Source organism: Halotolerantifilum yawarlongkerapense, from assembly GCF_054506745.1.
In genome coordinates this window covers 2,882,763-2,908,205 of record NZ_CP199719.1, presented here as the reverse complement: position 1 = coordinate 2,908,205, position 25,443 = coordinate 2,882,763, and the positions used below count along the sequence as shown (strand labels likewise).

The 25,443-nt window shown below is 57.0% G+C and carries 23 protein-coding genes; 11 read left to right on the top strand and 12 right to left on the bottom strand.

The features are described 5' to 3' along the window. The first annotated feature begins 165 nt into the window (after nt 1–165). From ACULM0_RS14190 to ACULM0_RS14150, 9 genes are all read left to right on the top strand, one after another. Entirely contained in the window at nt 166–1,311 is a 1,146-nt protein-coding gene (locus ACULM0_RS14190) for an MFS transporter (RefSeq protein ID WP_463678194.1), read from the top strand. Further along, nucleotides 1,295–2,314, top strand: a complete 1,020-nt coding sequence (locus ACULM0_RS14185) for a LacI family DNA-binding transcriptional regulator (protein WP_463678193.1) — start codon at nt 1,295–1,297, stop codon at nt 2,312–2,314. Before ACULM0_RS14190 ends, ACULM0_RS14185 begins: the two co-directional genes overlap by 17 nt. A 266-nt stretch (nt 2,315–2,580) precedes the next feature. Further along, a complete protein-coding gene (locus tag ACULM0_RS14180) occupies nt 2,581–2,988 on the top strand; it encodes a hypothetical protein (RefSeq protein ID WP_463678192.1) in 408 nt (135 codons plus the stop codon). 233 nt (nt 2,989–3,221) lie between these two features. Next, complete coding sequence (locus tag ACULM0_RS14175; protein ID WP_463678191.1) at nt 3,222–3,872, top strand: TetR/AcrR family transcriptional regulator; 651 nt, start codon at nt 3,222–3,224, stop codon at nt 3,870–3,872. 7 nt (nt 3,873–3,879) lie between these two features. Further along, entirely contained in the window at nt 3,880–5,199 is a 1,320-nt protein-coding gene (locus ACULM0_RS14170; protein ID WP_463678190.1) for an MFS transporter, read from the top strand. Next, the gene (locus tag ACULM0_RS14165) at nt 5,174–7,513 is read left to right on the top strand and encodes an FtsX-like permease family protein (RefSeq protein ID WP_463678189.1); all 2,340 of its coding nucleotides are present in this window, start codon (nt 5,174–5,176) and stop codon (nt 7,511–7,513) included. The genes ACULM0_RS14170 and ACULM0_RS14165 overlap by 26 nt, the downstream gene beginning before the upstream one ends. Nucleotides 7,514–7,525: 12 nt before the next feature. Then, a complete protein-coding gene (locus tag ACULM0_RS14160) occupies nt 7,526–8,293 on the top strand; it encodes an ABC transporter ATP-binding protein (RefSeq protein ID WP_463678188.1) in 768 nt (255 codons plus the stop codon). A 113-nt stretch (nt 8,294–8,406) separates the two neighbouring features. Continuing rightward, nucleotides 8,407–9,192, top strand: coding sequence for a GNAT family N-acetyltransferase (locus ACULM0_RS14155; protein ID WP_463678187.1), 786 nt, complete (start codon nt 8,407–8,409; stop codon nt 9,190–9,192). Between the two features lie 25 nt (nt 9,193–9,217). Then, entirely contained in the window at nt 9,218–10,546 is a 1,329-nt protein-coding gene (locus tag ACULM0_RS14150; RefSeq protein WP_463679892.1) for a GNAT family N-acetyltransferase, read from the top strand. Between the two features lie 166 nt (nt 10,547–10,712). Here ACULM0_RS14150 and ACULM0_RS14145 read toward each other — a convergent pair whose 3' ends face one another. The 8 genes from ACULM0_RS14145 to ACULM0_RS14110 all read right to left on the bottom strand — a co-directional run bounded on the left by ACULM0_RS14145 (nt 10,713) and on the right by ACULM0_RS14110 (nt 16,651). Beyond that, on the bottom strand, nt 10,713–11,063 hold the full coding sequence (locus tag ACULM0_RS14145; RefSeq protein WP_463678186.1) for an STAS domain-containing protein: 351 nt from the start codon (nt 11,061–11,063) through the stop codon (nt 10,713–10,715). Nucleotides 11,064–11,394: 331 nt separating this feature from the next. Further along, entirely contained in the window at nt 11,395–11,784 is a 390-nt protein-coding gene (locus ACULM0_RS14140; protein ID WP_463678185.1) for an ATP-binding protein, read from the bottom strand. Further along, nucleotides 11,781–12,047, bottom strand: a complete 267-nt coding sequence (locus tag ACULM0_RS14135) for an STAS domain-containing protein (RefSeq protein ID WP_463678184.1) — start codon at nt 12,045–12,047, stop codon at nt 11,781–11,783. Before ACULM0_RS14135 ends, ACULM0_RS14140 begins: the two co-directional genes overlap by 4 nt. Further along, nucleotides 12,044–13,348 (bottom strand): methyl-accepting chemotaxis protein, encoded by a 1,305-nt coding sequence (locus ACULM0_RS14130; RefSeq protein WP_463678183.1) that lies wholly within the window; start codon nt 13,346–13,348, stop codon nt 12,044–12,046. Before ACULM0_RS14130 ends, ACULM0_RS14135 begins: the two co-directional genes overlap by 4 nt. A gap of 429 nt (nt 13,349–13,777) precedes the next feature. Next, nucleotides 13,778–14,581, bottom strand: a complete 804-nt coding sequence (locus ACULM0_RS14125; protein WP_463678182.1) for a hypothetical protein — start codon at nt 14,579–14,581, stop codon at nt 13,778–13,780. Then, nucleotides 14,578–15,216 carry a GDSL-type esterase/lipase family protein gene (locus ACULM0_RS14120; RefSeq protein ID WP_463678181.1) on the bottom strand — a complete coding sequence of 213 codons (639 nt, stop codon included), beginning with the start codon at nt 15,214–15,216 and terminating at the stop codon, nt 14,578–14,580. The genes ACULM0_RS14125 and ACULM0_RS14120 overlap by 4 nt, the downstream gene beginning before the upstream one ends. A gap of 105 nt (nt 15,217–15,321) precedes the next feature. Continuing rightward, nucleotides 15,322–16,188, bottom strand: a complete 867-nt coding sequence (gene rsiV, locus ACULM0_RS14115) for an anti-sigma-V factor RsiV (RefSeq protein ID WP_463678180.1) — start codon at nt 16,186–16,188, stop codon at nt 15,322–15,324. Continuing rightward, on the bottom strand, nt 16,181–16,651 hold the full coding sequence (locus ACULM0_RS14110) for a sigma-70 family RNA polymerase sigma factor (protein WP_463678179.1): 471 nt from the start codon (nt 16,649–16,651) through the stop codon (nt 16,181–16,183). The genes rsiV and ACULM0_RS14110 overlap by 8 nt, the downstream gene beginning before the upstream one ends. A gap of 201 nt (nt 16,652–16,852) precedes the next feature. Here ACULM0_RS14110 and ACULM0_RS14105 point away from each other — a divergent pair, with 201 nt between their 5' ends. Then, nucleotides 16,853–18,964, top strand: coding sequence for an EAL domain-containing protein (locus ACULM0_RS14105; protein WP_463678178.1), 2,112 nt, complete (start codon nt 16,853–16,855; stop codon nt 18,962–18,964). A 62-nt stretch (nt 18,965–19,026) separates the two neighbouring features. Here the strand turns inward: ACULM0_RS14105 and ACULM0_RS14100 are convergent, their stop codons facing one another. From ACULM0_RS14100 to ACULM0_RS14085, 4 genes are all read right to left on the bottom strand, one after another. Next, nucleotides 19,027–19,530 carry a hypothetical protein gene (locus ACULM0_RS14100; protein WP_463678177.1) on the bottom strand — a complete coding sequence of 168 codons (504 nt, stop codon included), beginning with the start codon at nt 19,528–19,530 and terminating at the stop codon, nt 19,027–19,029. A gap of 63 nt (nt 19,531–19,593) precedes the next feature. Further along, a complete protein-coding gene (locus ACULM0_RS14095) occupies nt 19,594–20,193 on the bottom strand; it encodes a 4Fe-4S binding protein (RefSeq protein ID WP_463678176.1) in 600 nt (199 codons plus the stop codon). Further along, complete coding sequence (locus ACULM0_RS14090; RefSeq protein ID WP_463678175.1) at nt 20,190–23,312, bottom strand: efflux RND transporter permease subunit; 3,123 nt, start codon at nt 23,310–23,312, stop codon at nt 20,190–20,192. Before ACULM0_RS14090 ends, ACULM0_RS14095 begins: the two co-directional genes overlap by 4 nt. 3 nt (nt 23,313–23,315) lie before the next feature. Continuing rightward, on the bottom strand, nt 23,316–24,581 hold the full coding sequence (locus ACULM0_RS14085) for an efflux RND transporter periplasmic adaptor subunit (RefSeq protein ID WP_463678174.1): 1,266 nt from the start codon (nt 24,579–24,581) through the stop codon (nt 23,316–23,318). Nucleotides 24,582–24,757: 176 nt separating this feature from the next. Here ACULM0_RS14085 and ACULM0_RS14080 point away from each other — a divergent pair, with 176 nt between their 5' ends. Continuing rightward, nucleotides 24,758–25,399 carry a Crp/Fnr family transcriptional regulator gene (locus ACULM0_RS14080; protein ID WP_463678173.1) on the top strand — a complete coding sequence of 214 codons (642 nt, stop codon included), beginning with the start codon at nt 24,758–24,760 and terminating at the stop codon, nt 25,397–25,399. Nucleotides 25,400–25,443: the final 44 nt, after the last annotated feature.

Below are 25,443 nucleotides of genomic sequence, written 5' to 3'. Positions count from 1 at the left end.
TTGTAGAACAGCCGGACCCGCGCGAACCTACAAGAAAAACGGATTTTTCCCCAGTGAGATCCGAACATATCTGATCGGGGAAATGTGTAGGGAGCGGTTGCCACCTCCGGACAAAAAGAATAGAATGGAAGAAAAGCATACACACGTGTGTACAAAGGAGCGCCCATGCACAAAAAAGAAATCACCATCGGTTATCTGTCCTTCTTCCTCATCGGCCTCGCCGCCAACATGCTCTTCGCCATGCTACCCGACGTGCGGGCCAGCTTCGGACTGAGCTATAGCCAGGCCGGCAACATCATGATTGCCCTGCAGATCGGTGTCATCACCAGTCTGCTCCTTCGGATCAAGATCCTCGACCGGCTGGGGGTCAAGCGCGTCCTGATCCTGGCCACGGGTCTCTGGCTCACGGGCCATGCTTTTATCACCCTGACCACCACCACCTATTTCCTCTACGCCGGCGTCCTCTTCACTGGTATGAGTTATGGGCTCTACCAAAACATCCTGTCGGCCTATGTCAACATGATGAGCAAAGTGAACAAGAACAAACGCATGAGCCTCATGAACGCCTTCTTCGGCCTCGGCTCAGTGGGCGCCCCCCTGGCCGCACGGGCGGCCCTGGCCACGGGCAACTGGAAATCCGGCTACCTCTTCATCACCGTGGCCGTCATCGCCATGGGGATCTTCGTCACCACCATCCCCTTCAAGTCCATGAAGGAAGAATCTGCGGACAGGGGCGAGCGCTTCCCCTTCGGTCCCTCCTTCTTCCTACTCGCGCTTTTCATCCTGGCCTACCCGTTGGCCGAGTTCACCGCCGGCTCCTGGTCCTCAGAGTACTGGAAGGCTCTTGGTGACAATGAGCTGATCAACTACAGCCTGATCACCGCCTTCTTCTGGCTGCCCTTTACCATCGGTCGCTTCTTCACTGGACAGATCGCCGACCGGGTGGGCACCATGCGCTTCATGCAGGGCACGAGCCTCTTTTACCTGGCCGCCGCCATCCTCTGGCTTTTCTTCCGCGGGCCCTACATGACCATCCTGGCCCTCATCCTCATGGCCCTGGGCCTGGCCGGCATGTTCCCGATCTTCATCATCCTGTCCGGTGAGTTCTTTCCCCGCCATATCGGCACCATCACCACTTGGATCTTTTTCTTTATCGCTCTCGGCGCCATGTCCAGCCAGAAGCTCGTGGGACTCGTCGCCGACCAACTCGGGATCGGAATCCTGCCCTATGCTTATCTCATCGCAGCGCTGATGATCCTGGCCATTGTCTTTGGGCTCAGTAGGGAGCACCGTCGTGCGCGTCACGATTAAGGACATCGCCCGGGCCCTGGACCTTGACCACTCCACCGTGTCCCGAGCCCTTGCGAACTCCGACCGAGTCGCAAAGAGCACGAAGCGACGCGTGCGACAGATGGCCGTGACCCTGGGCTATCGACCCGACGCCCGGGCCAAGAGCCTAAAGAACCAGTGCACCCAGACCGTTGGTGTGATCCTGCCCACCTGTGACGAGCACGACCACGCCTATCTGCACCACTTGATCGCCCTTGTACAGAGCCAGCTCTCAGCCTCGGCATACGACACGATCGTGGCCTTCGACCCCCTGGTGGATACCGATGCCAGCCACGCCCTGCGTCTGGCCACCCACCGAAAGGTGGACGGTCTGCTCATCGCCGCCTACCCCCAACAGCTCTCCGAGACGACCCTCGCCGCCCTCGAGATTCCCACGGTTTTCTTTCACGTGGCCCCACCACAAGAAACCGAGCAGGCGCGCTTCATCACCGACAACCGAGCCGGAGGAGCTATGGCCGCCGAACACCTGGCCGTCCTCGGCCACAGGAACGTGGGCCTAGTGGGTCTTCACCGTGATCACGGATCAACTGATGAGATCTGGGAGCGTCAGGAAGGCTTTGCCGCCTACTATCGAAACCAGGGCATTGATGTCCCCACCTTCTACCTGACAGAGTCGCATTTTGAAGCCGGTAGACAGCTGGCCCCCTCTCTCATCGACCGCATCCCATCACTCTCGGGCCTATTCGTCATTTCGGATATGGCGGCCATGGGCCTTATTCGAGGACTTCAGGACCATGGCATCGAGATTCCACGCGATCTTTCCATCGTGGGCTTCGACGACCTCCCCGGCAGAGAGCTCTTCTCCCCCTTGCTCACCACCCTCCACCAAGAGCGGGAAAAGATGATCGTCGACGCCACAGACCACCTGATGGCCCTGCTGAAAAAAGAAGAGCGACCCTTGATCACCAAGACCTACGCTCCCAAACTGATCTCGGGAGAGACCACCGCCCCCACGTCCGGATAAGGCCTATCCTCTTTCCGCTATCGGAAGGAGGACTTTTCTTTTTTGTCCCCACACCACCCTTTATCCAGGACACCCCAAAAGAAGGATCCTTCTTGCGTCTGACGCAAAACTGCCACAGAAGAACACTAGACTTGTAGTCAGGATCCAAGCAATAAGAAGAAATCTTGACTTCAAAAAGGCCCTATCATCCAATGCCACGAACCTGACACAAAGGTCCGGTAGACTGAGGTCAAGATCAACCAACCAAACAAATGGAGGTAATGAAAATGAAAAGAAACAGAATGCTCGTACTCGGACTCGTCGGCATCATGACCATCGGCATGGGTGCCTTCGCCTTTGCAGACGCTACTTATCCCCTGTGGAGCGTAGAAGACCGCACCGCCGTCGTCGAGGAAAAACTGGCTGAAGGATTGATCAGCCAAGAACAGGCCGATCTGATCCTCGAACATCTCGAAGATGGTACTTGTGATCCTGAAAACCCGGCCTTTATCGGCCAGCAGGCCCGCATCGGCTTCGGCCGCGCCCTCACCGCCGATGAAGACTTCGTACCCGGCCAGGGTGTCGGGCGTGGTCCTGCCCAGGGTGCTGAGACCAAAGGATTTGGCCAGGGGCGTGGCGGTGCCGGCGGACGCGGCATGATGCTCCGAGACGGTAGCGGGCTCAACCAACAGTAACACCATAGCTGTCAATCGAAAGATCGATCGCCCGTGGTCACCTCGACCGCGGGCGATTTCTTTTTTTGTTCTTTCGAGTCTATGTACTGTACCTTAGAAGAATCTTAAGCTTCTATGCAAAGGCCATTTTCCCCTGCACGATGTGGTACATTGTCCTTGTACCGACCGTCGGTACAAAAAATCTTACGTCTTTTCCCGCATCCTGCGGGGGATGATTGCTTTAGGAGGTTCAGATGGCAAGAAACTATAGCGTTCGAAAACAGGAGATCCTCGACAAGGCCGCCAGCCTTTTTTACACCCACGGCTATGAGCAGACCACCGTCCAGCAAATTCTGGAGGCAGCAGGCATCGGCAAAGGAACCTTCTACTACTATTTCGACTCCAAAGAATCCCTGCTCGATGCCATGATCGAATCGACCATCGACGGGATCACCCGCTACGCCGAGACCATCGTGCAGGATCAGGACCTTACCACAGCGGAGAAGATGACCGCGCTCTTCCTCCCACCCGGTGGTGACGTCCCCAGAGAACAAGAGCTCCTGCTCGACAGCCTCCACGAGGCAGAAAACGCCAAGATGCACCTCCGGAGCCTGACACGGACCATCCAAAGGCTCTCCCCCCTGCTGGAAATTCTGATCGAAGAGGGCATCGCCGAAGGGCTGTTCGCTACCGACTACCCTGGTGAAACCATGGAACTGCTGCTCGTCTCTGCTTCCTTCCTCTTTGACGAGGGAATCTTCACCTGGTCGGAGGTAGAAGTCACGCGCCGAATGAAGGCCTTCATCGGCCTCATGGAAAATGGTCTCGGCGCTAGACCGGGTAGCCTGGCTTTCATGGAGTCTGTGCTGCGCTACGGTGGTCGATCGCTCGCCGAAAGGACGTGAATGCGCCGTGGAGCACACCAGCACCTCCCCCCTCAAACTGAGCCGGCCTTTCCTGCTACTCTGGGCCGGTGAGATGATCTCCGGTGTGGGCAGCGGGATGACAGCCTTTGCCCTGGCCGTCTACATTTTTCAACAGAACCAGAGGGCCACCGATGTTTCGCTGGTCATGCTGGCCGCCTTTCTACCACCCATTCTCCTGGGTCCCATCGCCGGCACCCTCGCCGATCGACATGACCGACGTCTTTTGATGCTGATCGCCGATGGCCTGTCCATCTCAGGACTCCTGTGGATCCTGTGGCACTTGTCCCGGGGAAGCCTATCGCTCCCCAACCTGATGATCGGTGTCACCATCAGCGCCCTCTTTGGTGCGCTCCTGACTCCCGCCTATAAGGCCATGGTCACCGATCTACTCGACCGAGCGCATTACGATCGGGCCGCTGGCCTCATGCAAGTGGCGGGTGCCGCCAGTCACCTTCTCGCCCCCGCCCTGGCCGGTATCCTCCTGGTTACCCGCGGGCTCGTCTTCATCCTGTGGCTCGACGTGGCTACCTTTCTCATCACGCTATCCACCCTGTTCATCCTGAGGTATTTCCTACCCGCCATCAAAAACAAAGAGCATACAGCTCCTCTTGGTGTTCACTTTCTCCAGGATGGATGGCGGATCCTAAAGCGACACGAGGGATCGCTCACGGTGGTCTACCTCCTCTCGGTCGTCACCTTTCTCGTCGGCTCCGTCCAGACGCTCTACACACCGATGCTACTGGATACGGCCGATGCCCAGGTCCTCGGCTTCATCCGCTCCACCGGCGCCGTCGGGCTTTTGACCTTCAGCTTCCTACTCGGGGCACGTGGGATCAAGGGATCGCTCACTAGACTCTTGCGCAGGAGCCTCTTTCTCCTCGGGCTTTTCGTCCTACTGCTCGGTAGCACAACCCATCTCCTGGTCCTAACCGGAGCCACCTTCCTCATCTTTTCCACCCTACCCACAATCAACTCGAGCGCCGACGTCCTCCTCAGACGCAGGATTCCCCCTGGGGAACAGGGGCGCGCATGGGGCATGGTCGGTATGGTCTCCCAGCTCGGCTACCTCCTGGCCTACGCGAGCGCCGGCATTCTTGCCGATCGCGTCTTCAACCCCCTTATGGTGGCCGGTGGACCACTGGCCGGATCCATCGGCCATAGCATCGGTACCGGTAGCACCCGCGGCATTGGCCTGATGTTTGTCCTCATCGGACTTCTGCTCATGCTCCTCTCTCTTTTACTCGCAAGAAGCAAAGGCTTCGCTTCACTGGAGGTTTCCCATGACCGTCAAACTCTTTCTCAATGATTTCAAACGCAACAAGGTGATCAACCTGACCCTCTTTCTCTTCCTGTTTCTCTCGAGTCTCTTGATCGCCAGCGCCCTGTTCCTTACCACCGTGCTCCTCGATGGTATCGACCAGCTCACCACCGCAGCTGAGACCCCACACTTCGTTCAAATGCACGCCGGTGCCCTGTCCACTGGAAGTCTGGACTCCCTCAACAGCGAGGTGGACTACATCTCAGACCACCAAATCCAGGAGATGATCAGCATCGACGGGAGCCAGCTCTATCTCGGTGACCTGGGGACTTCGGAGGCCAGGAGCGTCATGGACATGAGTCTGGTCAAGCAGCCCGACGCCTTCGACTACCTCCTGGGGCCCGATAACGAACCGGCAACAATCGCTTCCGGCGAGATTGGGGTCCCCCTGCACTTTCGATCGGCGCGCGACCTCGAGATCGGTGATCCGGTGACCGTGCGGGGCACCGGCTTCGAAGAGACCTTTCGCATTGCTGTCTTTCTCCGGGACAGTCAGATGAATCCGGCGCTGGTGAGCTCCAAGCGCTTCCTCGTCTCCGACGAGGATTTCAACCGGCTCTCCGGCCTCTTCCCAGCGCGTGAACACCTGGTTTCCTACCGCTTCGATAGCGAGGAGCGAATCGATGACTTCGCCAGGCGATACGCCGACTCCGGGGGGCCGCAAACCGGACCGGCCGTTGATATCCGTCTCTTTCGGATGATCAACGGACTCACCGACGGTATCCTGATCCTCGTCTTCCTCCTAGCGGGTCTCTTGCTGACCTTGATCGGTCTACTGTGCCTGCGCTACACCCTGCTGGCCACTTTGGAAGAGGACATACGCGAAATCGGCGCCATGAAGGCCATCGGCATTCGCTCCACTAAAATCCGTTCCCTCTACCTCGGCAAGTACATGCTCCTCACCCTCTTCGCCGTGGGTTCCGGCTATCTGACCTCCCTGGCCGCCGGACCTTTCTTCACAAAGAATATCACCCGATTCATGGGGCGTGTCTCACCCTCCTTCGCCACCCGCCTCTTCCCGCTGGTCGGTGTTGGTCTGCTCATCGGATTCGTGGCGATTGGCGTCCTGGTCATCCTCCGACGCGTCAAGCAACAATCGGTCCTCGGCGCACTCACCCAGCAGGGGGCCAAGCGACCGGATACGCACACCTTGAGAGGCGGGCTCACTAAGAGCGGGGGGATACCCGTGGACGTCTTCCTGGGTTGGAAGGCCTTGGCGTCGAATCTCCGCTCCCATCTCTTGATCGTCGTGATCTTCCTCATCGCCTCCTTCCTTCTCATCCTGCCGCTACACCTCTACAACACCCTCTCCTCCCCCACCTTCGCCCACTACATGGGGGTCAGCACCAGCGACCTGCGGATGGACCTGCGCAGCCAGCCCGATACGGAAGGGCTTCTCCAGCGTCTCGAGCAGACGCTATCGGCCGATGAAGTGATCGACCGCTATGCCGTCCTCCGTACCTTCCGGATGGAGACGACCAACCCCGACGGGGAACCCGAGAGTCTGCCCGTTGAGGTGGGCGACCTATCCCTCTTCCCCCTCGCCTACACCAAGGGACGGCCACCCGTTGGAGAGGACGAAATTGCCCTCTCCCAACTGGCCGCCGATAGTCTGGCGCTTGCCACCGGTGACACCCTTCGACTGGAGGGTCCGGCGGGCGTACACCAGCTCCTGATCACCGGTCTTTACCAGGACATCACCAACGGGGGTAAGACCGCCAAGACCGAGGCTTCCCTCGGCGCGGGCGATGCCCTCTGGTATGTGGTCTACGCAGACCTGAGCGATGGCCACAGGATCTCTGACACCGTCGCTGGCTACGGAAGCCTGTATCCCGCCGTCAAAGTGACGGATATCGAGTCCTATCTCGAGGAAACCCTCGGTGGCACCCGGGACCGCCTCCTCTTCGTGACTCTGGTCACCGGGTCTGCAGCGCTTGCCATCGGCGCGCTCATCACAGCGCTCTTTCTCAAGATGCTCCTGGCCAAGGAGGCGGGACAAATGGCGATTCTAAAGAGTATTGGCTTCACCCGTAAGCGGATCGCACGTCAGTACCAGATCCGGATGCTCACCCTCCTCACCACCGGGATCTTGCTCGGTACGCTGGCCTCGGTCACCTTGGGCGAGGGACTCATCAGTGCCACCAGCGCCATTCTCGGGGCATCGGAACTGACCCTCATCATCGAACCGGTCCAAACCCTGATCCTGCTTCCCCTCGCTCTTTTCACCGTCGTGAGCATCACCACCACACTCAGTCTCAACGGAAAACGGCAGGCCACGCTCGCCCGCCAGCTCGTCCAATAGGAGGAACACAACATGATGAAACCCATTCTGGAGGCCAAGGGCCTCAACAAAATTTTCCACATGGGTCCACACCACCAGTACCACGCCCTGAAGAATGTGGACCTCGCTGTCTATCCCGGGGAGTTCGTTGCCGTCATGGGGCCCTCGGGTTCCGGGAAATCCACGCTTCTCTATCAGGTCAGCGGTATGGATGCACCCACTTCGGGCGAGGTGCACTTCGACGACATGCCCCTGCACGAAGCCAAGGACCACACCCTGTCGGATCTACGCCTGCACCGGATGGGTTTTGTCTTCCAGCAGAGCCACCTCATGAAAGATCTCTCACTCCTCGACAATGTGATCCTCCCCGGTTTCGCCTCCGGTCAGAAGAGCAGGAAAAACATCCAGGCGAAGGCCAGGGTCCTGCTCGAGGAACTGGGCATCGATCGTATTGCCGACCACGGGATCACCGAGGCCTCCGGTGGCCAGCTCCAACGGGTCTCCATCGCCAGGGCCCTGATCAACGATCCCGAGATTCTTTTCGGGGATGAGCCCACCGGTTCCCTCAACTCTGGAGCCACCGACGAGGTCATGCGCATCTTTTCCGACTTCAATGCTCGGGGCACCACCGTTATGGTCGTGACCCACGATGCTCGGGTGGCCGCTCGAGCCCACCGCGTCCTTTTCATGGCCGATGGAGAGATTCTGTCCGAGATCCACCTCGGAAAGCACGCAGAAAATATCTCCCTGGTCTCCAGAGAAGAAACGCTGATGAGCTGGCTCGTGGAAAAGGGAATCTGATTTAATCGTGCCAACTGAAAGAACGCTCGCTGTCCCACCGCAGCCCTATCTGCTACAATAGAACCACAGAAGACGATGAAGACAAACAACACCTAGCCGGAGGAGGTCTCTGCATGCCCATCACATTGAACCGCTGCCACTGGAACGACATCTCACAGGCTGTACAAACCCACTACCGCCAACACCAGATCACTGTGGATTCCTATTGGGAGAAACATGTGCTCGATAGCAACCACTACCGGATCGACCGAAACGGCGAAGCCATCGGTTTCCTCGCCATCTTCGACAAGCACACGATCACCCTCTTCCACGTAGATACCAAGCACGCCGATCGTGGTCAGGACCTGTTCGCAGCCATCAAGCGCTACGAACAGGTCACCAACGCCTTTGTTCCCACGGGAGATGAGTTCTTCCTCAGCCACGCCATCGACAACTACGTCCGCATGGAGAAGCAGGCCTACTTTTCCCTCTACACGGATAAACCCGTCAAGAACAACAGAAGAAAGTACTTGACCTTAATGCCTGCCCTGACGAAAGCAGACGTGGCCCTCTTCGATCTCACCGAGGATTTTTTCGATGGCAACGAAGCTGAGAAGATCCTGGCTGGCACCGAGGACCTGCAGGTCTACCTCGTCTATGACGATGGGGTCCACGTGGGTTTCGGTGTGGTAGAACACGGGCGCATCCTGACCGACTACGCCAGCATCGGGATGTTCGTTTTCGAACAATACCGACAGAAAGGCTACGCCGCCAGTATCCTAAAGACCCTCCAGGAGATGATGGAGGGCCAGGGCAAAACCGTAATCTCCGGCTGCTGGTACTACAACCACAATTCGAAAAAGAGTATGGAAAGCGCCGGTGCCTATAGCAAGACGCGACTCCTGCGCTTCTATTATTGACACAGGATCAATAGAAGTGAAGACAATGGAAAACGCACGCTATTTTTTAAACCAACATCCGCCAATCTTTCGCCTCGTGGAGAAGAAAAGCCGGCTCGACGTGGGTGTGAGCGACCGCCCGTGGATCTACCTGCGGGTAAATCGTGATGGCGACCTCTCGAGTCTACTCGCCCGCATACCGGCAGCTTACCACCACTATGCCGTGATTGAGGACTGGATGGTCCCACTCATCGATCCCCATGGGAATCGGTACAGGGAGCTGATCTGCATGCGGTACGAACTCCCTCGTGACCAGACCCTACCACCAGTCCGCTCCCATGTGACCCCCCTCGATGTCGCTGATGCCGAGGTCATCCAGTCATCACACGCCTACGGTGATTTCACAGACACAGACTATGTCATCAGTCGGATCAAGCGAGGCCACCACGCGGGTGTCCGGGTCGACGGCGAGCTGGTGGCCTGGGCCATTACCCACGATGACGGAGCCATCGGGTTTTTGTATGTGAAGCCTGAACACCGCGGGGCGGGGTATGCCTCCGACCTCACCGCCTTTATCATCCAAGAGCTTCGCACAGAGGACCTGGCAGCCTACGTTCACGTGGAGGAGGGCAACCAGGCCTCCACGGCCCTCGTGGAAAAGTTCGGGTTTGTCCCCGACCGCCGCGTCCGCTGGTTCAGTCTCCCACCCTCGATCGAGACCATCGACCGTCTCCTTGAGGAAACCTTCGGCCACCAGAACTGGTGGCCGGCAGATACTCCCTTCGAGATGATGGTCGGTGCGATCTTGACCCAGAACACAGCGTGGACCAACGTGGAAAAAGCGCTCGCTAATTTGGCTCCACTCATCGACGCCCAGCAAATTTTGGATCTGCCGCTCGATGATCTGGAGCAACGCATCCGCCCCAGTGGACTCTACCGGCAAAAAGCCCAGCGCCTCAAGCGACTGGCCACATGGTTTCAGGAGCACCCGGGTGGCCTCGAGGCCCTCAAGCGCACGGCACCCGACAAGCTACGGTCGGAACTCCTGTCCCTCAAGGGCGTCGGACCCGAAACAGCCGATTCCATCCTGCTCTATGCCCTGGGCATGCCCTATTTCGTGGTGGATACCTATACCCGCAGGTTCCTCTCGCGCCTCGGATACAAGCTGCCCAAGGGTTATGAGGGGCTGAGACGCAAGGTCGAGGGCCAATTTGACACCGAAGGAAGGGACAGGGTCGATGCCTACGGCGACTTCCACGCCCGGATCATCCGTCACGGGAAAGCCTACTGCAGGGCCAAGCCCCAGTGTGCAGACTGTCCGCTGACGAGGAGCTGTCGGTACGCAGAAGAGAATGCCGGGCCCCATGCCCTTTAACGATCGCACCCCGCTGCAACGAATAAGGGAGGCGCCAGAATCCTTCAAGGGATTTCCGGGCGCCTCCTGTTTTTTAACGATACAATACATGATGCTTCCACCTGCAAAGCATAAACCGTTGCATCCTTTGTACATCACCTGAAAAAAACGGTAAGAGAGCGATTCATCACCGGATCTCTAAGACCTGATCTAACATGGTGATCTCCAGAACACGCCGCAGATTGTCGTGCACGTTTCGAAGGATCAACCGCCTTTTCTTCGCTTGCAGTCGCTTGTAGACGGAGACCAGCACGCCTAATCCCGTGCTGTCGATCCGATCCAACTGCGTCAAATCCAAGATCAGATCATCATCCGCATCATGGATGAGCGTATAGAGCGTTTCCTTCATCTCAAAGGCATTGGAGGCACTGATCGGCTCATTCACAACATAGACCATTATTTCACCTACTCTCGTTAAAAAAAGGAACAGACCTATTATCAGGTGAACAATCACCCCTCTATTCCCTGCCCAAATCATTTATATCAACCGCGACAGCTTTCCTTGGGAAGATGCCGCAGGATCTCACCATTTAACTGGTTCGTATGTAAGCCGGTGGGTCATGGCTCCAAAGACCTATGAATATTATGTTAATATGATAGCACACTCAAGTCTGCGATGAAAGTGCTTTTTTGTAAAAAAATTCTATTTTTAAAAAATTTTTTTCAGCACATAGTCACGCCTATCCGCAGGATCAAGGGCTCGTTCCCCTACCAAGACCAGCAGTCGATCGGGAGGCGTCTTGGTGTTTGAATGACATAAAAAAAATACCCGGATCCTATCGGATCACGGGTGCCCATGAGATCAGGTGTTAAGTGGCAAAAACCCGCATCACAAGCTCCTGCCGGTCGGTGTAAACCACCTCATCGGCCAGGGACGCGATCAAGACCAAGCCCCGTCCACTGGTCGATAAGGGATTGTGTCTTAAATACCGCTTTTGTTGCTCGAGAGACCCGGGATAAGAGAATCCTGGGCCATAATCTGTGACCGACACGATGACCGCTTCCGCAGTGGAGGTCACCTGGATGTCGCTTCCCTTCTCCGAGACGGCGAGGGCATTGTTCCCGGCCTCTAGGATCAGCATCTGAACTTGGAACAGCAAATCCGCGCCGACCAGCTCTCTTAGTTCGTCCGACTCAGCGATTCGCGTGATTTCCTCTGTCGTCCGGACGTGACGATCGATCCTTCCCAACCTGTTCATTCGATACCGATGATCTGATCGAGCATGGTGATCTTCATGACATTTCTCACCTTGCCGCTCACATGCCTGAGGATCAGGGATCTGTCCTCCATCTGCAGGCGCTTGTGCACGGAAACCAGAACCCCCAGCCCCGTGCTATCGACCAAATCCACCTGACTCATATCGATGATCAGGTCCTCCCTACCGTCGATCATCCCATAAAGTGCTTCCTTCGTCTCGAAGGCATTGCTCGCGTTGATGCTCCCGTTCAATTGATAGATCACTGTTTTGGCACCTCTTTCAATTTAAAGTGTCCGATGATTCCGAGCAAGCGGATCATGGCCTGGCTCATTTCTTTGTTTTTCTTCACAATAAGGGTTACCATTTCACTCTGGGACTCGACATCGCTGTTCATCTCGTTGAGTTGTACCAGATTATCTTCGGCCAACTTTCTGAGTTCATCGATGAACTGGATGATCTGTTCAGAAGTAGCCACTTCCTCTGAAGTGATCTTATTGATCTCCTCCGAACGAACCATGGCCTCTTTTACGGTCGTCTCCAGCTCTCTGAAGAATCCGATCGTCTCGTTCAACTGCACCACGCCGCTTTTGAGCGTTTCTGCATTTCGGTTGTTCTGGGAGACTACGCTCGTGACGTTGGTCGTGATCTCAGAGGTCAGGCGATTGGATTGGTCCAGAATCCGAACGACTTCTTGGGCCAACTTTCCGATTTCAGTAGCCACCACAGCGAATCCCCTTCCGTGTTCACCAGCTCTGGCTGCCTCGATGGATGCATTCAAGGCCAAGAGGGATGTTTGATGAGCGATTTTCTCGATGGATTCCATGAAACCTGTGAGATCCTGGGATACTTGCTCTAGTTTCTTGATTTCGTGGGTACTCTCCTGTATGGCATTGTTGATCGACTGGATGTCTTCTACCGATGAGGAGACAACCTCGACCCCACCGACGGCTTTTTCCTTGGCTTTCCCCAGGACCTCGGTCGATTTCACTGCCTTTTCTTTGGAGATCTGGACGAGGGAAGACAACTCCAGAAGAGTCTGGCTCACGTTGATGATCACGCGCTTCTGCTCGCCGATCAGTTCCTCGGAAGACCCGGCCTTCGATGCCACGGCACGGTTGATCTCGGACATCTGGTCGGTGTAAGAAGTCATGTTCTCCTGCTCCCTGGCTACCGCGTCCGTCTCGCTCTTCACATCGCTGAGCGCCGAGGAAGTGAGGGTCAGCATGCTGTTGTAGGTCTTCGAGAGCTCCTCGAGTTCATCGCGCGTCTTGATCACCAGTTCGTTCTGAAAATCACCCGTGGAGACCACCTCCATGGAACTTCTGACCTTCTGGATCGGCTTGAGGACAATCACGTTTACCGCTGCCAACAAGAGACCGATCGTCACGACCATACTGATCACATAGTTGATGTACACCCCCATGCTGTCGGGGATGAACTCCAGGTAGTTCAGTACATACTGTGACAGAATCCGCTGGATGAAGAGGGAGATCGGGGAGCTGATGGTCAGTGCTACAAAAATGACAATGATCAGTTTGAGTTTTACCGTGAGCTTGACTTTCATGATACAAAACACCCTCCTGTTAGGATCCTACGCCGCACTGCGTCCTTTCATGACTACTGCCTTCGTCATACCCTTTTCGCCGTCAATTTTCACTCACTGGTCAGAATGGAGCAAATCAGGATTATTGGAAATCCTTCTCTTTTCTCTATCATAGCACGCTATAACAAGAACAAAAAGTAGTATCTATTCATTTAAGGAAAATAATTAGATATACGAAATAATGGAGTAGGATGCAAGAAGCCCCTACCTTTCCCACCGTCCTTTTCTCCATCCTCTTTGCATGTTTTTTCTCATCATAACACAGTAATGTGAACAATGAGTTCATTTTAAGAACTTATTTCGACATCCGTCTCATGATGACAAGGAAAACCTCCGGAGAGCCTTTCCCCCAGAGGTTTCTCTACACTTCTCACGCCATGCCTGTGGGGCTCACCCAGCCCTTTTTCCTAGGATTCCGTAGAGGCCAACACCCAGAGTGACAGACTGCAGCACCCACAGTGTGGCGAGGGAACGACCGCCCGTGAACATCAGCATAATGAGCCCAACCGCATAGAAAAAAGTGCCCAGTCGCACCCACTTGATGGACACATGCCCTCCCAGATCATCCGTCGCATCGGACTCCCCCGCTGTCCACCGGTAGTGGAGAAGGGTAGCGAGCAGCGACAGAGCAAGACCGATGGTGACAAATCCGGTGGCCGCCGGGACGACCGGATCAAGCCCCCACATCAGCAGAGCCACGATCGAGAAGGCCATGGCGAACAAGGTCGCGATTCCCCAGAGGGGGCTGCGCTCGTAACGTACGTAGGCGAAGAGAAAGGCGATCGATGCGAGCAGCGGGTAGACGGTTTGCTGCCCCGCGATGGTCAGGTACAAGAGCAGACCAATGATCGCCACGGCATCGACTCCCGTCGGCTCTTTGCCGCAGATCCGGGTGAGCAGCCGGTGGAGGAGCAAGAGTAGAAAGAGCGGCCCCAGGGAAAGGCCGTCGAAAAAGGGAAGGATGGCGAGGTAGATCGCACCCGACACGAAGGCCGAGTGATCGTGCGCCGGATCCAACTCCCGCGCCAGGGCCCAGGTCATGAAGAAACCCACGCCGTAGAGTAGACCCGCGATCCAATCCGCCGTGTACACACCACCGGCGATCATGGCCAGCACCGCGATCAGTAGCATATACCGGTTCGTTGGATACCTGGGATCCACCATACGACCGAGTGTGAAGGTATGCCGGTTCACGCGACCACCTCCCGAACCACCTTTGCCACCGCTTCCGCCAGTGGTCGCTGGCTCTTCTGGTCGAGATGCAGGTAATCCATCTCCGTGGTGGTCACCACACCGTTCACGTCAAAATACGCAATCGTCTCTTCCAATGCCATCTCCCCCATTCGCTCCAAGAGCACTTCAGACCGAACGTCGGCATCGGAACCCATCTCGCCGAGTGCATCCGTCGAGCGGTACTCCGATCGAATCTTCGGTGGACCGAGGATCAAGAACCGGGGTTTTTCATGCCAACAGGGCACCTGACGCGCCCGCTCGATCAACCGCCGGAGTCCTTCCACCACATTTTCCGGAGTAGCCCCGAACCGACGCTTCAGGTCGTTGGTCCCCAGCATGAAAATCACCAGATCCAGCGGTCCCTGGCTTTTTAACGTGGGGAAGAGTAGCGCCAGGCCGGACCGGGCTTCCCCGAGCGGATCTTCAAACACCGTGGTTCTACCGTTGAGCCCAGCCTCGATCACCTCATAGTCCGGTCCCAATTCACGCGATAGCACTCGCGTCCAACGGACCTCGTCGCCAAAGCGCGCGCCATCAGTCGCCCGGTATCCCCATGTATTCGAATCTCCATAGATTAGGATCTTCCTCTTCATCATCCATCGACTCCTCTCGTTTCCTTCTGCCTAACATTTACCCGCAAAAGGTCCACTCAACCGCAACGAAAATGAGCTCCCCACAGTGCAGGGAGCCCAGGAGAGTTACTACTGGATGTACCGATCGCTCACGAGCAGGTCCTCGATCGCCGACGTGGGGATCTCGAAGCGCTGGACACCCATGAATCCCGGTGCCACCTCGTACTTGTTGAACACAATGACCAGCCTTCCCTCGGCCGTCAGGAAGAAGGACTGGTTCGGATCGATGGCTTCGAAACCCGTTTGCATGTCATGGTCGATCCAGTAGATCTGACCTTCATCCGAAGCCACGCGCGTGCGCATCTCCTCTTTCAAGTAGGAAGAGATCCGCTCCACGTAAGCATCGTCCGCAAAAAGGCTCGGGAGCGTGAGCAGGAGCCCCTCCTCCTTGTCGATCGTATCGTAGCGAAAGGTCGTCGAGGAAGACCCCACGGTGTTGACCACATAGCGGCCGATGGAAAGGATCCGCTCGGTATCCGTTTCCACCACGTAACCACTGTCCACGCCCATGTGCCCCCCCTGCTCGATGATCGGACCCATTTCCTCCATGAAGGACGCGTAGAGTGCCCGAGATTCCTCCATGTATTTGTCGTTGAGCGCCTGCTGGAGGGTCTCGTCCTCAAGGCCCTCGATCACCGGTGTCTCGATCGAGGCCTGCACGTGTTCATTCTCCAAGCCATCGAACCGGAAGGAAAGCACGCGGACCATGGTTCCAAGCACGGGTACCTCTGATAGCGACTGGGCGAAATCGCGGTCGATGTTCACACTGGCCAGGAAGAGCACAAAGGCTGCGGCGCTAGCGCCCATCCATCTTCTGCGTCGTTCCCTTCTCATCTTGGCTTCGGTGCCTGCGATCGTTCGTCTCACGAGACGATCCAGATTTTTCGGCACCTCGATATCCATCAGGCTACGCTTCACTTCTTCCGGTCTACGCATGGTTCTCTTCCTCCATCTCCACTTTCAAGAGCGCCAGTCCACGGTATAGTCTCGTTTTGATCGTGTTCTCGTTTTCCCCCAGTACTTCGGCAATCTCGGCGATCTTCATGTCCTCATAGAACCTGAGGTGGACGATCCCCACGTAGGGCTCGGGTAGGGCTTCTAGCGCTTCTTTGAGATCCAAATTCTCATAGCGGTCCTCTGTTGCACCGAGTGCTTCTAGGGTCTCCTCCGCCAGGGGAAGGACTTTCTTCCTGCGCCTGAGGTAGTCGATCGCCGTGTTCACCAAAATCCGGTAAAACCAAGCGTTCAGGTGGTCTGGTCTCACCTTCTTCCCATAAGATCTCAAGGCTTTCTCGATACTATCCTGAAGAACATCGAGTGCATCCTCCTTATTCTTCGTGTAACTGTAGGCCGCCCGATAGTGGGCGGCCTGTTTTTCGATCAAATACTCTCTTAACATGCCATCTCTCCTGCGTCTTTTCCTTTGTTCGTTGTCATCGCCTTCACCCATAAGACGGACCAGCGGGTGAAATAGTTTCAAGATGGAAAAAATCTCCCCAAAGCCCTTTCTGGACACCCTATCATCGACAGGTTAAAAACGGTATAATGAAATGTGAATGGATCTTTTATTGAAAGAAACGCAGGAAGGGTGGTGCAGCTGGTGGATCTGAAGTCGTGGAAAAAATTCTCACTCAACAAAAGACTGCTTTCTCTCGTGACCGGTCTGCTGCTCGTGGCCACCCTGTCCGTGGGACTCGCGGGATATGTCATCGCCAAGCGCGAGCTCGATGCACGCGGCGCTACGATTCTCGTCAACGCTGTCAAACAGGCGCGAATGCTCATCGATGCCAAGCACCGGGCCGTGGTGAACGGTACGTTGAACGAAGAACGGGCCATAGAAGAAATCAAAATCCAACTCCTCGGCCCCCTCCAGTCCGATGGAACCCGTGCCCTGCACGGCAACATCGACCTAGGTCCCAACGGCTACCTGATCCTATACGATCTGGAGGGAACGGAAATCATGCACCCTACCCTTGAGGGCCAGCGGGTCTGGGAGGTCGCCGACCCCACGGACCCCGATTTTCACTTCGTCCAAGAACAGATCACCGCCGCCATCGACGGTGGGAGCTTCGTCCGCTACCACTGGGCCTACCCCGATTCCGACCGGATCGGGGAGAAACTAACCTATGCTGAGTACGACCCCTCCTGGGACTGGGTGGTGGTGGCCACCGCCTACCGATCGGACTTCAACAGAGGGGCCGACGATATCTTGCGTCTTTTGTTCATCGTCTCCGTGCTGCTCCTGCTCTTCGGGGTCTCCGCTGCCATGCTGTACGTCAACCGGATCACGGAGCCCATCATCCGGGTCTCCAAGGGGATGCGCGCTGTGGAAGACGGATACTACTACCCCGTCACCGCCAGTGCCAGGGGCGATGAGGTCGAACAGCTGGTCAGTGGTTACAACAACATGGTACGAGCCATCACCGAAGCGCGCGATGACCTCGAGGCCCACGCCGATCGCATCGCCTACCTCGCTTTTAACGATGAGCTGACGGGCCTTGCCAACCGCAACAAGCTCAGGGATCATTTCAACGAATCGATCCGCCGGTCCTACACCGGCTCCCTTGTGCAGTTCGACCTGGCGGACTTCAAGGTGATCAACGCCATGATCGGCTACGAAAAAGCCAACGATCTGATCACCGAGGTCGGCCAGCACCTGGCCGATCACCTCTCCAGCGAGGGGCTCTTCGCAAGGACCGGTGGCAACGAGTTCTCCCTCTGGATTTCCGAATACAAGGCCAAGCGTCTCCACGACAAACTGGAACTGGTGCGAAAGACTCTCAATGACGCCATCACCATCACCGGGGTCAACCACGCCATCGATTTCCACACCGCCATCGCCCACTATCCCGACCACGGCCTGGGCTTCGAAACCCTCTACAACCACACCACCATGGCCATGAAATTTGCCAAGGACATCGGGGACCTCAAGCCCCTCACCTATCACGATGAGATGGCCAAATCCATCGAGAAAGAAGTCGCCCTAAGGGAGGCGGTGAAAGAGGCCCTCGAAAAAGGTGAGATCCGCCCGGTCTATCAGGCCAAGACCAATGCCCACACCGGAGAGGTGGTGGGGGTCGAGGCGCTGGCACGATGGACATCCGCCGAACTGGGTGAGGTATCGCCCGGCCGCTTCATACCGGCGATCGACAACGCCAATCTCACGGGTTCCTTCGGCCGTTACATGCTGAACCGCGTGCTCGCACAGCATGACCAGATCCTAAAGCGTTTCGGCGAGCAGATCACCATCGCCGTGAACATCTCCCCGCTCTTCTTCCTCGAGTCGGGCTTCGAGGAGACCATCACCAAAGCGCTGGCCCGTCACCAGGTACCCGCGAAACACCTGATGCTCGAGATCACCGAGGATATTTTCATCGCGGATATCGAAGCGGTGGAGCGGACGATCTCCAAGCTACGTGCCCTGGGTGTCGGTATTTCCCTCGATGACTTCGGCACGGGTTACAGCTCCCTGAACTACCTACGTTACATGACCATTGACGAGCTCAAGATCGACCGCTCCTTTATCCGCCAGGCCACCACAGACGAAGCGGTCTACCAGCTGCTCACCTTTCTCGTCCAGTTGGCCGACAGCCACGGCTACCACCTGGTCGCCGAGGGTGTGGAGACGCGCAAGGAGAAGGAACGCATCACCGCGGCGGGCTTTCACATCATACAGGGCTATTACTACCATCGGCCGGAGCCGATCGATTGACCTGCAAAGGTTAAGCGGGTGTTCCCACCTCTTCCTCGGAAGAGCGGGACACCCGCTTTTTTTCATTCCACCGCTGCCGTGCTGATATGCACCTCGGCATAGTGGTCCGCCTCATCAAAGACCAGGTCGAGCCGGTAGGGTGGCTCGTAGTACATGCCACCCAGGTCCATCTCGTGAAAAACCTCTTCCCAGTGCGGTGTCAGGTCGCGGTCATCCACGGTCCCGTAGAAGTAGGCCGCGATCCGCTCGAGCTTTTCCTCGTCGATCTCTTCCTCCACCTCAATGGTGATATAATCGATGGTCTTTCGATCGGCATAGAACTGACTGAGTGCCACGCTGATGTGCTCCGACACCTGAACCCGGTGGTCGCCCTTCTCCCCCTCCGGCTCTACCCACTCAAAGGCCTCTTCGAAGGGCCAGGAGGCCTCGAGGCCGTCCCGATAGGTGTCGATGGACAACTGTAGCGAGAAGGGATCCGGTTCGATCGGCTCGTCCGCCGGTGTATCGTCTGAACAACCGATGAAGAGGATCAGGACGAGGGCCAGCAGACCCATAGCTCTTTTCATGTGAACACTCCCCCTTTTCTTCCTATTTTAACACAAGAGAGGAGCGTCACAGGGGGAACTTTGTTAAGCTTTTGATATGGCCTCCGCGGGACAAACAGCGGCACAAGCACCGCACAAGAGACATTCGGATCCGTCGATCGATGCTTGCCGGCCATCGCTTCTGATCGCATCGGCCGGACACACCTCGACGCACTTCCCGCAGCCCACACAGGCGTCCGTTTTCACGGCGTAGCCTTTCCTTGTCAACTTCCCTATCCATGAGAACAAAGTCCCGTAAGGGCACAGGTAGCGGTGCCAGAGGGCTTCCTCGAAGAAGAGGGACAAGACCACGCCGACCGCGACGAAAAAAGGAAGGATCGGCCACCTTTTTCCTGCCCTTGCGCTCAGGACCATGGTGGCCAGGAGGACCAGGAGTATCAGCAGGCGGGTGATCGGAGAGTGAAGCCACCTGGGTGTGGGCCACTTTTTCTTTTTCGCCAGCGGTCGACCCGCCTCCGTCAGGGTCGCGATGGGGCACAGGTACCCACAGTAGATCCGCCCTAAGAAGGGCGTGAGGACCAGGGTCGACAGGAAGATGGCCAGCCAAAGCTGGATCCTCCCCACCGCCACCAGCACCAAGAAAAGCAGCAGGAAGAAGAGTTGGATTGCCTTGCGTTTTGTCATGAGCCTGTCGCCTCCTTGGCTAGTTTTCTGCGGATGAGTCTTTTCTCCTTGATACCTTCAAAGGTCGCATAGATCAGGGGGATGACCACAATGGTCAGGAAAGTCGCCGCGGTGATGCCACCGATGACCGTGATGGCCAGGGGGCTGAACCGCTCGGATCCCAGCGCCAGTTGGAGGGCCAGCGGGAGCATCCCCACCACATCGGAGATGGCGGTCATCATGATCGGTCGGAACCGGGATCGAATCGCCTCTTCAATGGCGGTGTGCAGTGTCAATCCGTTCTCCCGGTTCTGGTTGATGGCATCTACCAGCAGAATAGCGTTGTTGACCACGGTGCCGGCCAAGAGAATCAGACCCAGGAGCACGGGCATGCTCATCACCTTACCGCTGATCGCGAGGGCCGGGGCTACACCGATCACCACGAGCGGAATCGCCATCATGATGGTCAGCGGGTGGAGAAAGGACTTAAACTGGGGTACGAGCAAGAGATACACAAAGGCAATGGCCAGGGACAAGAGAAAGACCATATCCCCCACGGATTCGGTCAGCGTCTCCTGTTCTCCCGTGAAGGTGACCTGGTAGCCACCGGGTAGCTGCATCCCATCGATGGCTTCCTGCACATCCGTCACCACATGGCTGAAGGCCCGGTCCTCGGTGAAGCCCAGGATCTTCACAGCGTAGTTCAAGTTCTCGCGCTCCACCAAGTTCGACCTGCCCGTTACCTCTACCTCGGCTACAACCGAAAGGGGGACCGTCACGCCGAGGGGCGTAAAGATGCGCATGGTCATCAGGGTGCCCAGGTCCGCTTCCGGTGTATGGGACAGTCGCACGTTCAGCGATAGACCCTCCTGTCCCTCCAGGTTCATGGACGTAGCCTCGATCCCGGCCATGCCGCCGTAGAGCTGGCGCGATAGATCGGCCGAGGATAGACCTAGTTCCTTCATGCGGGCGCCATGGAGCGACAGCGTCATCTGTTCGTAGTTGTCGTTATAGCTCGTGTAAAGGTTGGTCGTGCCGGGAACGGCCTCCATCTTAACCATCAGTTCGTCGGCCAGGTGGTAGAGCACATCGAGGTCCGCTCCCGTGATCTTCACGGCCAGGGGTGCCGCCGCACTCGTCACGGCCGTCCCACCCTTTTCCTTCACCACGTACCTACCCACACCTGGTGTGCCTTCGACTTCGGTGCGCAGGCGGGATTGGAAGCCCCAGATGGTCTCACCACGTTCTTTTCTCGAGGACAACTGGATCGTCATGAGTCCTTGGTCCGGTCCCATCATACCGAAATCCCCCATTTGGGTCGTCCCGCTCTCCCTGCCGATCTTGGTGTCAAAGGAGACCACCGAGGGTTCCGCGGATAGAAAGGACTCAAGATGAGCGAAGGCCTCCGTCGTCTCATCGATCGGTGTGCCCGGTGTCATCTCCAGGGTCACGTACGTGACGCCACTATCGAACTTGGGAAGCATCTCCATACCGTTGAGCCTGAGAAAGGCGCCGCTGGCGGCAAGTGCGATCACAAGGAAGAGATAGGCCATTTTCTTGTTGGCCAGGACCTTCTCGGACAGGGCCAGGTAACCGTACATCAGCTTGTCCATCACGGTGTTGAAGGGACCCGCGACTCTCTCGATCGCATGCTCGGTCCGTGGCATCTTGAGGGGATCGAGCAGCACGGAGAGGAGTGGGATCATGAGCAGGGCCACGACCAGGGAGGAGCTGAGCGCAAAGATCAGCGTCATGGACAGCGGGCGGAACATCTCGCCCACGAAGCCCTGGACGAAGAGCAGGGGCACCAGCACGATCAGCGTGGTGGTCACACCGGCGATGCTGGGCAGGGCCACCTCGGCCGTTCCATCGATGGCCGCGGCCACGACCGACTTGCCCTTCTTGCGGTGGTCGGTGATGGCCTCGACCACCACGATGGCACCGTCCACCACGAAACCGATGGATAGGATCAGGGCCGAAAGGGTGACGAGATCCAGATCCATATTGAAGGCCCTCATCAGACCGAGGGTGCTCAGGAACACCATGGGCATGGAAATCGAGACCACCAGGGACTGGGAGATATGGCCGATGAAGAGGAGGATCACGATCACCGTGAGCACAATGGCGATGACCACACTCGAGGTCATATTGTCCACCATCTGGTTGGTAAAGATCGCATCATCGTTGGCCACTTTCAGCTGGATATTGGGGTAGGCTCGTTCCAGTTCGCCGATCCGACCGTGCAATCGTTCGATCACGGTCACGGTGTTGGCGTCGATTTTTTTCGTCACGGACAGGGCCAGGGCCTCCTCATCACCGAGGCGATAGGCACTCTCCTTCTCCTCGGCCCCCAGGCTGATCGCTGCGATCTCCGAAAGGGGCACGACATCTCCGCCGTCCACCGGTATACCCAGGTTCTCTAGCACTGTCAGATCGTCATAGCCATCTTCCACGCGGATGAGCAGTTCTCTGCCACCGTAGGTGATCTGTCCACCGGGCGCCGTGATGTTGTAGGCAGCCAGGGTGCCGGCCACCCGCTCGGGCGTGAGACCGTAGGCCCGCAGCGCATGGTCATCCAGTGCAATCTGAATCTCGGGCTGATAGCCACCGAAGACCTCGACAGCAGCCACGCCCTCGACCAACTGCAGTTCCGTCAATAGCTTTCCCTCCGTCAGCTGGCGGAGCGCCTCCATCTCCAGGCGATCGGACCCGACGGCGATGGTCAAGATCGGCTGGTCCGATGTCGAGAACTTGAGGACCTGGGGTTCCTCCATTGTCTCGGGCAGATCGCGCTTGATCCGCGTGATGGTGTTCTGGATATCGATGGCCGCCTGGTTCACGTCCGTCGAATAATCGAAGGTCAACTGGAAGATGCCGATGAAGTCCTGGCTCGTCGAGCGGATGTCCGTGATGCCCTCGAGCTTAGCAAAGGCCTCCTCCATGGGCACGGCGATATCCGTGGCCACATCCAGGGCGGGTGCGCCGGGGTAAGCAGCGACCACGGTGACCATGGGCGGCGTGGTGTCCGGTGATAATTGGGTGTTCATCGTGGCCCTGCCGTAGAGCCCGAAGATCGCGATGGCGATCATCAAGGAAAGGATCACATACTTCTTTTCAATGGAAAAACGTCCGAAGGACATGGACTACACCTCCCCGTCGAGGGTGTAGAGCTCGGCACCATCGAAAAGACTCTCCACACCGCGGATGGCGATGCGCTCACCGCCGCTAAGACCCGAGGTGATCTCCACCTCCTGGTTGATCTCCACACCTGTAGTCACTTGCCGTTCTGAGACTAGGCCCGAGGCATCGGCCACGTAGACAACCTCTTCTCCGCCGAGCACCTTGATGGCCGAGCGCGGGACAAAGATTGCCTCCTCATGCTGGTCGAGCATCAGGGTGACCGCTACACTCGACCCCATGGGTGACTGGACGGAACCCGGATCTGTAAAGCTCACCTCGGCGGTACCGATGCGTGTTTTCTGATTCACCATGGCCGCCAGGCTGCTCACCTCACCCTGGTGGTCCACACCGTTTACCGATAGAATCGCAGGGGTTCCCTTTTCGAGTCTGACGAGGTCTCCTTCAGAAAGTTGCAAGGTCACCTTGAGAGAATCGGTGCCCGATAAGGTAACGACCGGCTTACCCGGCATGGCCAAGTCGCCCTCGTTAACATGGTAAGCCGTGACCACACCATCGAAGGGCGCCTTGATCGTGGCTTCGGCGATGGATAGGGCCGTCTCTTCGAGACCCGCCTCGAGCTCCTCCATCTGACGTCCGGTCATCGCCCGTTCTTGGACCAGACCCTCGTACTGGACCTCCGCGGTGCTTCTGAGCTCAGCCAACTGCAGGGCCAGAAGATCCACCTGGTGGGACATTTGGTCGTAAGCCGATGCAGAGGTCGCGCCGGCGTTGTAGAGCGCCTGGATCTTCGAAAGTTCTTCCCTTTGAAAGGCCAGGTTGACTTCGAGGGATCGGATTTTCGACACGATGGGGTTCTGGCTGTAGAAAGTAGTCACCTGGTCGTCGACAAAGGCGGCCTGTGTCTGCAGAGTGGTGCGCTTGGCCTCGAGGGTCGATTGTTTGGCCTCGAGCTGCGCGGTATCGAGCTGCAGGATTTTTTCACCAGATTTCACGAAGTCTCCCTCCTGCACCGCCTTCACCAACACATCGGCAGTGACCTTGGGGCTGATCGTGGCGTGATGCTCACTCTCGAGCGTTCCCAAGTAGTCCACCGTTTCCTCAACGGTTTTCGGCATGACAGTAAGTAGCTCGGAAACGATCCGCTGGTCCTGTGCACCGACTGCTGCGACGTCACCGGTTCTGAATAAAACCGTTCTCCCGAGGGCAAGTGCAGCGACCATGATCATGAGGATCCACAGGTTTTTCTTCTTCATCCATTGTTTCATCATCAAACACCTCTACTTTTTTGAGTTTCGTTACTCTCATTATAGGAGAGTGATGTCTCAAAAGAGGTAACCTGTGTTACGCAAGAGACCAGCTTCTTCAACCCTTGCATTGTGAGCGACACTACCATTGGGTATAATGAAAAAAGATAGACAAAAAGGCAGACAAGCGGGAGGTTCCTATGATCGACTATCGAACACAACTCTTCAAGGACCTTGAGGAGCAGACACTAGGCACCCTGGAATCCGACGGTCACCTGAAGATCCGGTCCTACGGCGTGGGGGAAGTGGTCTATTTTGAGGGGGACACCTGTCGCACCTACGACCTCGTCCTCTCGGGTACCCTGGAGGCTCAGAGCATCCAGGCTTCGGGCAACGTCTTCACCGTCTCATTATTTGAAGCCGGTGACACACTGGGGGCCAACCTCCTCTTCGGTAGCCACAACCACTATCCCATGACCATCACCGCCCGGGGGGCCGCGCGCGTCCTTCACCTTGACAAGGAGGTCATCTTCCCCCTCTGCCGCCAGTCCGAGCACTTTCTCAAGACCTTCATCTTTTCGCTCTCGGAGAACGCCACGATCCTGGGCAGAAAGCTCACTACCGTTGGCACGCGCTCCTTAAGGGAGAATATCCTGACGGATCTCGAGAGACTCTTCCGCGAGCAAGAGGGGCCCGTGGTCACCCTCCCCCACTCCCGCCAGGTGTGGGCCGATCACCTGGGCGTCCAGCGCCCCTCGCTCTCCCGCGAACTGGGGAAGATGCGAGATGAGGGGCTCATCGACTTTTACCAAGATCGGGTCACGCTTTTGTACAAAAAATGAGACGAAAGCACGAAAACCCTCATCAGGGGGTCTCCGTCCGTTCT

Excerpts from the sequence above, each read along its gene's own strand:
- ACULM0_RS14190 (WP_463678194.1), top strand. The coding sequence starts at position 166 with ATGCACAAAAAAGAAATCACCATCGGTTATCTGTCCTTCTTCCTCATC.
- ACULM0_RS14180 (WP_463678192.1), top strand. The coding sequence starts at position 2,581 with ATGAAAAGAAACAGAATGCTCGTACTCGGACTCGTCGGCATCATGACC.
- ACULM0_RS14175 (WP_463678191.1), top strand. The coding sequence starts at position 3,222 with ATGGCAAGAAACTATAGCGTTCGAAAACAGGAGATCCTCGACAAGGCC.
- ACULM0_RS14165 (WP_463678189.1), top strand. The coding sequence starts at position 5,174 with ATGACCGTCAAACTCTTTCTCAATGATTTCAAACGCAACAAGGTGATC.
- ACULM0_RS14160 (WP_463678188.1), top strand. The coding sequence starts at position 7,526 with ATGATGAAACCCATTCTGGAGGCCAAGGGCCTCAACAAAATTTTCCAC.
- ACULM0_RS14155 (WP_463678187.1), top strand. The coding sequence starts at position 8,407 with ATGCCCATCACATTGAACCGCTGCCACTGGAACGACATCTCACAGGCT.
- ACULM0_RS14150 (WP_463679892.1), top strand. The coding sequence starts at position 9,218 with ATGGAAAACGCACGCTATTTTTTAAACCAACATCCGCCAATCTTTCGC.
- ACULM0_RS14145 (WP_463678186.1), bottom strand. The coding sequence starts at position 11,063 with ATGATTTGGGCAGGGAATAGAGGGGTGATTGTTCACCTGATAATAGGT.
- ACULM0_RS14140 (WP_463678185.1), bottom strand. The coding sequence starts at position 11,784 with ATGAACAGGTTGGGAAGGATCGATCGTCACGTCCGGACGACAGAGGAA.
- ACULM0_RS14130 (WP_463678183.1), bottom strand. The coding sequence starts at position 13,348 with ATGAAAGTCAAGCTCACGGTAAAACTCAAACTGATCATTGTCATTTTT.
- ACULM0_RS14120 (WP_463678181.1), bottom strand. The coding sequence starts at position 15,216 with ATGATGAAGAGGAAGATCCTAATCTATGGAGATTCGAATACATGGGGA.
- rsiV (WP_463678180.1), bottom strand. The coding sequence starts at position 16,188 with ATGCGTAGACCGGAAGAAGTGAAGCGTAGCCTGATGGATATCGAGGTG.
- ACULM0_RS14110 (WP_463678179.1), bottom strand. The coding sequence starts at position 16,651 with ATGTTAAGAGAGTATTTGATCGAAAAACAGGCCGCCCACTATCGGGCG.
- ACULM0_RS14100 (WP_463678177.1), bottom strand. The coding sequence starts at position 19,530 with ATGAAAAGAGCTATGGGTCTGCTGGCCCTCGTCCTGATCCTCTTCATC.
- ACULM0_RS14095 (WP_463678176.1), bottom strand. The coding sequence starts at position 20,193 with ATGACAAAACGCAAGGCAATCCAACTCTTCTTCCTGCTGCTTTTCTTG.
- ACULM0_RS14090 (WP_463678175.1), bottom strand. The coding sequence starts at position 23,312 with ATGTCCTTCGGACGTTTTTCCATTGAAAAGAAGTATGTGATCCTTTCC.
- ACULM0_RS14085 (WP_463678174.1), bottom strand. The coding sequence starts at position 24,581 with ATGATGAAACAATGGATGAAGAAGAAAAACCTGTGGATCCTCATGATC.
- ACULM0_RS14080 (WP_463678173.1), top strand. The coding sequence starts at position 24,758 with ATGATCGACTATCGAACACAACTCTTCAAGGACCTTGAGGAGCAGACA.